Raw genomic sequence first — 7,797 nt, 5'->3', positions numbered from 1 at the left:
GTGCAGGGCGGGGTGGACGGGGACCTGCGCGTCCTCGGTTACGCCGCCGGCGACGCCTGCCTGCGCCGCCGGGTCGGCTACGCCACCCAGGCCGCGTCGGTGTACGGCGACCTGACCGTGCGGGAGAATCTGCGCTACTTCGCCGCGCTGGCCCAGGCCGACGACCCTGACGACCCCACCCGGGCACCCGGCTATCTCGACACGCTGCTGGCGCACGTCGGCCTGACCGAGCAGGCGTCCAGACTGGTCAACCACCTTTCGGGCGGCCAGCGCTCGCGGGCGTCCCTCGCCGTGGCGATGATCGGCGGCACCGACCTGCTCGTCCTCGACGAGCCCACCGTCGGGGCCGACCCGCTGCTGCGCCGACGGCTGTGGGCCGACTTCCGCCAGCTCGCCGAGCGTGGCATGACCATCCTGGTCAGCTCGCATGTGATGGACGAGGCGATCCGCTGCGACCGCCTGCTGCTGCTCTACGAGGGGACGCTGCTCGCCCAGGGCACGCCCGCCGACCTGCTCGCCACCACCGACTGCACCGACCTGGACGAGGGTTTCCTGCGCCTCGTCGAGGCACCGGACCGCCGAGATGGCCCTCCACCGTCGACGGCACGGGAGGCGGACGGCGCCGACGACGCTCCAGCGACGCTCAGGCCTGGGTCGGGACGCGCCGCTTCCCGCAGCCGGGGACATCCCCCCGACGTCGCGACCTGCCCGCACCGCAAACCCGTCGACGCGGTCCGTACCGACGCCACCGCCATCCGGGTGCTGCGCCAGCTCGGCCGCGACCGCCGCACCCTCGCGCTGGTCCTGTTGCTGCCGCCGGCGCTGCTGCTGACGTTGCGGCTGCTGTTCAACCGCTCCCCCGACACCTTCGACCGGGTGGGGCCGGCACTGCTCGGGATCTTCCCGCTCATGACGATGTTCTTCGTCACGTCCGTGGCGATGCTGCGCGAACGCACCTCCGGCACCCTGGAGCGGCTGCTCACCACCCCGGTCGGCCGTGGGGACCTGCTCGTCGGCTACGGGCTGGCCTTCGCCGTGCTCGCCGCGGCGCAGGCCGCGTTCGCCACCGCGCTGACCGTCGGCGCACTCGGCCTCACCGTGCGCGGATCGGCCCCCATGCTCTTCGTGGCGGCCATTCTCAGCTCCTTCCTCGGGACCGCGCTCGGCCTGTGGATGAGCGCGTTCGCCCGCACCGAGTTCGAGGCCGTGCAACTCATCCCGGCGGCACTGATTCCCCAGTTCATGCTGTGCGGCATCCTGCTGCCGCGGCACAACATGCTGCCGGTGCTCGACGCGATCAGCACCGTCATGCCGATGACCTACGTCGTCGACGCCATGGCCCGGCTGTCGACCTCGCGGCAGTTCGACCACTGGCTTGCCCGCGACATCGTGATCGTCATCGGCTGCACCGCCGCGGCCCTCGGCCTCGCCGCGGTGACGCTTCGCCGCCGGCACCCGTAGGTCCGGCGTGGTGGGTTGCAACGATCGGCCCTCGGCGTCGGTCAGGTACGGCACATCCGCCCCGCCCCGCCCGGGCGAGTTACTCATATCGGGCTACCATCGACGTGCTGGCTGCCAGGCATACGGCGCTGCGGTGGACCCGTCCCGGGTTCGCCGGGCGAGAGCCCCGGCAGTCCCCGGCGGGATGCGCCGGTCGAGATCGGGTTGATGCGGCATGGAGAGGACGGTCGGCGGTGGATGGATGAGTCCGGCCACGGATTCCCATCCGATGATGATCAGGGTGGTCCGCCTTCCAACCGCCGGCCGCGCCTGCCGCAGCCAGGCGGGCGATCCTCGGTGACCCGCGCCGATCCGGGTCCCGCCACGCAGACGACCCGGCGCCTCACCGCGCCGGGTCCGCACCGCTCGGCCACGCCGCCCTCGGATCCGGCCGCCGTGCCCGCCGACCAGGACCGGCCTGCTGAGCAGGGCCGGCCCACTAAGCAGGACCGGCCGGCTAACCAGGACCGGCCCGCCGGCGAGGACCGGTCGGCGGGGCTCCCTCCTCGGCGCTCCGGCCAGCCGTCGCCCAGTCCGGCGAGGCCGGCGAGTCCGACCGAGTTCACGGCAACGACTGAGCTGGCCGCGTTACGCCGCCGTCTCGGCATGCCCGACGTCGCCGACAGCCACCGGCCCAAGAGCGAGCCCTCGGGCGGGCGGGGCAGCAGCCCCGGCGCCCGGGAGGACGACCGGGCCGCGGGCACCGGCCCCGATCGAGACCGTCACCGTGGCCGCGAGCTGGACCGGGATCCGGCCCTGTACTCCGTTGGCCGCTCCCAGCCGGCCAGGGAACGCCACCAGGACCCCGACCGCAGCCAGGACCCTGACCGCAGCCAGGACCCGCATCGCAGCCGCGACGCCAAAAGCGGGCCGCGACGCGGGCGACTCGGAGAGTCGGAGGCCGCCGCGGGCCACCGCCAGGGGCATGGCTACGGTCACGGCCGCGAGTTCGTCCCCGGACGGGGCCGGGACTCCGAGCGCACCGCCGGGCGGGCCTGGGACCCGCGCGACGAGGCACCGGCGGGCAAGCCCGGCTCCCGGGAAGCGGACCCGGCGCGCCGGGTAGAGCCGTTCGACCACGAGCGGACGCAGATCATCCGCGGGCTACGTGGGCGCCGGGTGCCCGGACCGGACAATTTCCGCTCCCCACACGCGCCCATAGCCGAGGGCCTGATCCCCATGTACGGCACGATGACCGGGGAGTTCTTCCTCGGTGGGCTCAACCGGCCGGATCCGGCGACCGGCGGCCCGGGCGTGCCCGCAGCGACCGGCGGGACGCCGGCCGCGCCCGGTCGGACGGCCGTCGCGGGCCGCGCCGAGCCGGCCGACTACGGGCTCGCGGACCTCAGCGAGGACGCCGGTGCGGGCGGTCGGCACCGGGTCGAGCGGACCCTTCGCGGATCGAGCCGCTCCCGGGCGATCTGGACGCTCGTCGATCAGGTGCTCTCCAGCGGCACGAACGCCGTGATGTCGTTCATCATCGCTCGCAGCGTGAGTCCGTCGGAGTTCGGCGCGTTCGGCGTGGCGTTCGCGATCTTCTCCCTGATGATCGGCTTTTCGAAGGCCGCGGGCACCGCGCCGCTGGGCATCAAGTTCGCGGACGTGTCCCCCCGGGTGTTCCGGGCGGCGGGCGCCGCGGGCACCGGGACCGCCTTCGTCATCGGGCTGTTCTCCGGGGTGGTGACGCTGGTCGTCGGCCTCGCGCTGGGCGGCGGCGTCGGCGACTCCCTGATCGCGATGGGGCTGGTGTTCCCGGCGCTGCTGCTCCAGGACGCCTGGCGGCAGGTGTTCTTCGCCGAGGGCCGGCCGGCCGCAGCCGCGGCCAACGACGGGATCTGGGCGATCGTCCAGTTCGGGGCGATCTTCTTACTGATCATCCGCGATGTGTCGACCTCGTGGGCGATGCTGCTGGCCTGGGGCGGGGCGGCAGCCGTCGCGGCCGTCCTCGGGATCTTTCAGGCCGGCTTCCGGCCCGCGACGAACCAGGCCCGGTCCTGGATCGCCGAGCACCGCGACATCAACGGCTACATGAGCGCGGAGTACCTCACCGTCCAGGGCGCCCAGCAGGCCTCGACGCTGCTGCTCGGCACCCTGGGGGCGATCGACCTCGTCGGCGCGCTGCGCGGCGTGCAGACTCTGCTCGGGCCGACGACGATCCTCGCGGTCGGGATCGTGAGCTGGGCGATCCCCGAGTTCTCCCGCCGCAAGGACATGTCGGCTGGAGCACGGCTGCGAGCCGCCTATGCGCTGTCCGGAGTGATCGTCGCCGTCGGTGCGATCTGGGGAACGGTCTTCCTGTTCCTGCCGGCGAGTATCGGTCACTCGCTGCTCGGCGACACCTGGGGGCAGACTCACCACCTGCTGGCACTGTCGATCGTGCAGCAGGCGGGGCCGGCGGCGACGGTCGGGCCGGCGTGCATGCTCTACGCGATGGGACAGGCGAAACTCACCTTTCGCGCGAACGCCGTCCTGGCCCCGCAGCTACTCGCCTACCCGATCATCGGGCTGGAGCTCGGCGGCGGGACGGGGGCGGTCGTCGGCTACATCGCGGCGTTCTGGATCACGGTGCCGTACTGGTTCCTCCTCGTCCGCCGGGTCGCCCGCGAGGCGGAACCGGACGGCGCCACCGGCACCGCCGACGCCGCCAAGGGGCCGGCCGGAGCGGAGCACGCCGGATCGAAGGAGCCCAAATGAGGCGAACCGTTCCCGCCCCCGACGGTGGGCGCCCAGAAATTCTTCAGATCACGACCGGCCCGTCGGGGGGCGGCGAACATATAGGTAGGATCTCGACCGGCGTCGAGACCGTTCCGGTGATTGCCGCCTGGCCCGGGGCCAGGCGGGGGGGTTGAGATGAATCTGCGCATCCTGTATCGATCCGTTGGTTCGGAGAACGCGAAGAACCGGCCGGCGTTCTACAGCAAGCAGCTGGCGCTCGCGTCTCTCCTGCGCGCCGCTGAGAAAGTCGAGATCCCGACAAAGATCGTTTTTGTCAACGACGGTCCGATGCCAGCGGATCGCCTTTCGATGATGGCGGGCGCCGGCGAGATCATCCCGGTCACGTGTGGCAGCAATCGCGCGTCTTACCGCCACGTCCTCCGAATGCCCCGGCTGCGCCGCTGGGCCGCCGACGATCTGGTGTGGCTCGCGGAAGACGACTATCTGTACACAGAGAACTCACTGTCCGCGCTGGTTTCCGCCGCCGCTGCCCTTCCGGACGTCGATTACTTCACTCTCTACGGCACGTCGCGGCTCTCCCCCGCCTCCACCCGCCGGCGCCCGCAGGTCACCGAGGACGCCGCCCACGAGCACGCCCCGCTGGTCGAGGGGGTGGCCTGGGCTCGTACCGCCACCACGACCAGCACCTTTGGTCTGCGCGTCGGCACCCTCGTCGAAGATGAGCTGCTGTTGCGCTCGATCCCCTTCGTCGGTGGCGCCTTCGACCGCGCGACATGCCTGACGCTGCAGGGCTTCCAACCATTCCGCCTGCCGGAGCTGGGCGGTGAGCCGCCCAAGGTGCAACCGGCGACGGCGGCCGCGCGGGTGGCCCGCCGGGCGGCGCTGACCGGGCTGCGGGCCACTCTGAACGCGGTCGCGCTGGCCCGGCCCGAACGACGGCGACGGACCCTGCTGGTCCCCGCGCCCTCTCTGGCCACGCACATGGAGCTGGGCGCCGCGCTCGTCGCCGGCCACGACTGGCCCGCGGAGGCCGACGGCGTCCGGGCCTGGATGGCGTCGCGGAACGCGAGCTCCACGGGACCGACGACGGAGCAGACCGCGCCGACGGGTGCGCGGCCCGCCGCGGCGAGCGGGATCCCCGCAGGCACCACGGAACCGGGCGTCCTGGTGTCGGGCACCTCCTCCCGGGCCGTTTCCGCGAGCGGCGCCGCCGCCGCCGCCTCGCCCGCGGCCGGGCGCTCGTCGGCGGCGTCGACCGACCATTCCTCGGCGCCGGGGGTCGGAGCGACCCCGCCTCCCGCTACACCGGTCCTACGCAGGCCTTTCGTAGCGTGAAAGCCGGGCGAACGCGTCTTTCCCTGGCCCTGCTGATGGTGACCGCGCTGTTGACCGCCGGGCTCGCGGCGTGCTCCGGTTCGTCGGAACCTGAGCCCGGTCCCAGCGGGGTGCGCTGGGTGTCCGGCGCCAACGGCAACTACCCCGCCGACGTCAACGCCTGGCAGGCGTTCACCGGCCGCAGGACCGGGCTCGCGATCGTCTTCACCGAGCGCAAGGACTGGTACAACATGGTCTCGGCGGACTGGCCGACGTCGGCCTTCACCCGGGACAAGTTCCCCGGTGAGCTGTCGATCGCGCAGCCGCCGTTCCCCCGCGACGGCAACGAGGCGACCTGCGCCAGCGGCGCCTACGACAACTACTGGCGCACGTTTGGCACGACGCTGACGAAGTTCGGCCGCGCCGACGCCTACATCCGGCTCGGCTGGGAGTTCAACGGCGACTACATGTACTGGCACGTACGCAATGTCGAGACCTGGAAGACGTGCTTTCGCCGGACCGTGACCGCACTGCGCTCGACCGCACCGGCCGTGAAGATTGACTGGAACATGAACGCCCACACCGACAAGCTGCCCGGGAGCGGGCAGGACGTGTGGGACGCCTATCCCGGCGACCAGTACGTCGACATCGTCAGCATCGACTCCTACGACCACTATCCCGCGTCGGTCAGCGAGAAGAGCTGGAACCGCCAGTGCCATCAGCGGTCCGGGCTGTGCACGGTGATCCAGTTTGCTCACGACCACGGCAAGAAGTTCGCCGTCCCGGAGTGGGGGCTGGTCCGGTCGGAGGGCGGCGGCGGCGACAACCCCTTCTACATCCAGAAGATGCACGAGATCTTCGCCGCGAATGTCGCGAATCTGGCATACGAGGCGTACTACAACAATTCCGAGCCGGACAACGTCCGGTCATCACTGTTCAAGCCGGATCTGAACCCCAAGGCCTCGAAGCGCTACCTGAAGCTGTTCGGCCCCGCCTCACCCGGCACCAGCTGATCCCGCACCCCGCCGCGGGACCGGGCGCAGCCAGAACCTTGTGATCGCAAGCAAATATGTGGCTCAGGTGACGGTGAGCAGGGTTCGGATCCGCTCCGGGCCGACCGCCAGCAGCAGCGTGGGCAGGCGCGGGCCGGTGTCCCTGCCGACCAGCAACCGGTAGAGCAGGACGAAGAACCCGCGCTGGGCCTGCTTGAGCTCGGCGGTGGCCGGCGCGTCCACGGGCAGCCCGCGCAGCAGCTTGGGCACGGCGTAGGTCAGCGTGGTGAGTCCGTCCAGCGACCAGTCCTCCTCGAGGCCGTCGACGAGGATGGCGAGGGCCTTGGTCTCGTCGGCGCTCAAGCCCGCCAGCGCCGCCCGGTCCGGCTCGGTCCGCACGATGGTGCGCTGCTCGGCGGGCACGTGCTCGCCGGTCCAGGCCCGCGCGCAGTCCAGCCGCGGCTGGAGGTCGTCGAGCGTGAACGGTGCCTCCCCCGTGCCGCCGGCTTCGCCTCCGCCGGACGCGTCGCTGCCGCGGGCCTGGCGCAGGATCCGCAGGATCTGGGTCGGATCGTCGGCGGTGATGTCGCAGATCGACGACAGCAGCCGGAACGGGAACACGGTGCGCGGGGCATCGACCGGGCCGCCCCCGACGGTCCCCCGCGAACGCGCCACCACGGTGACCTCCGCGGGCTCGGCCGCGCCGTCGCCGACCCGCCGGTTCAGCGCGTCCCACTCGTCGTAGACGCGTAGCACCTCCGCACCGAAGTCGACGGTGATGGCCTGGTTCGGCCGGCGCCGGGCGTAGATCCAGCGCACGATCGCCGGCTCCAGGATGTGCAGGGCGTCCGCCGGGGTGGGGGCCCCACCCGCCGACCCGGAGAGCTTGGCCCGCCCGCGAACCCCGACGAAGGAGTACGGCAGGTACACCGGCGGCTCGCCGCCGAACACCTCGCGGACGATGCTGCCGCCGACGGTGAAGCTCGACCCGGGCGAGGAGTGGTCCACCCCACCGGCCTCGAAGGCGACGTTCTCGAACGCCCAGCGCATCGGCCAGTCGACCTTCCACACCAGCTTGCCGTTCGCCGGCCCCCGCACGTCGAACCGGCCACGGTTGCCGCAGGAGGAGCAGGAGTAGTCACCCTGGCCGGCTGCCGGGTCGAAGGACGCCACCGCCGTCGTGTCACGGCCGCAGGCCTCGCAGTAGGGCCGGAACGGGAAGTAGGCCGACGCCGAGGCCGAACCCTCGTCGTCGGCGGCCCCCTCGTCGCCGGCGACGTCGACGTCCGCCGGCGGGGCCTCCCCTGCCGCCCCC

Annotated in this window: 5 protein-coding genes; 4 read left to right on the top strand and 1 reads right to left on the bottom strand. The window is 72.2% G+C overall.

Annotation, left to right across the window (positions count from 1 at the left end; all coding sequences use genetic code 11):
- The 4 genes from NBZ85_RS24050 to NBZ85_RS24035 form a co-directional block, all read left to right on the top strand.
- Nucleotides 1–1,461: ABC transporter ATP-binding protein/permease (locus tag NBZ85_RS24050; protein WP_261562647.1), on the top strand; the 1,461-nt coding region annotated here is incomplete at its 5' end.
- Between the two features lie 336 nt (nucleotides 1,462–1,797).
- Nucleotides 1,798–4,194: a hypothetical protein gene (locus tag NBZ85_RS24045; protein WP_261557993.1), complete on the top strand. Its 2,397-nt coding sequence runs from the start codon at nucleotides 1,798–1,800 to the stop codon at nucleotides 4,192–4,194.
- 156 nt (nucleotides 4,195–4,350) lie between these two features.
- A complete protein-coding gene (locus NBZ85_RS24040; protein ID WP_261557995.1) occupies nucleotides 4,351–5,511 on the top strand; it encodes a hypothetical protein in 1,161 nt (386 codons plus the stop codon).
- Nucleotides 5,512–5,630: 119 nt separating this feature from the next.
- Nucleotides 5,631–6,503 (top strand): glycoside hydrolase family 26 protein, encoded by an 873-nt coding sequence (locus NBZ85_RS24035; protein WP_308205209.1) that lies wholly within the window; start codon nucleotides 5,631–5,633, stop codon nucleotides 6,501–6,503.
- A 63-nt stretch (nucleotides 6,504–6,566) separates the two neighbouring features.
- Here NBZ85_RS24035 and lysS read toward each other — a convergent pair.
- Nucleotides 6,567–7,797 (bottom strand): lysine--tRNA ligase (lysS, locus tag NBZ85_RS24030; protein ID WP_261562646.1); only part of this gene is annotated, 1,231 nt, incomplete at its 5' end.

It is taken from the genome of Frankia tisae, assembly GCF_025403405.1.
Lineage (GTDB): Bacteria > Actinomycetota > Actinomycetes > Frankiales > Frankiaceae > Frankia > Frankia tisai.
Note: the sequence above shows the minus strand (reverse complement) of the source record. Positions and strands in the feature narration are given on the sequence as shown.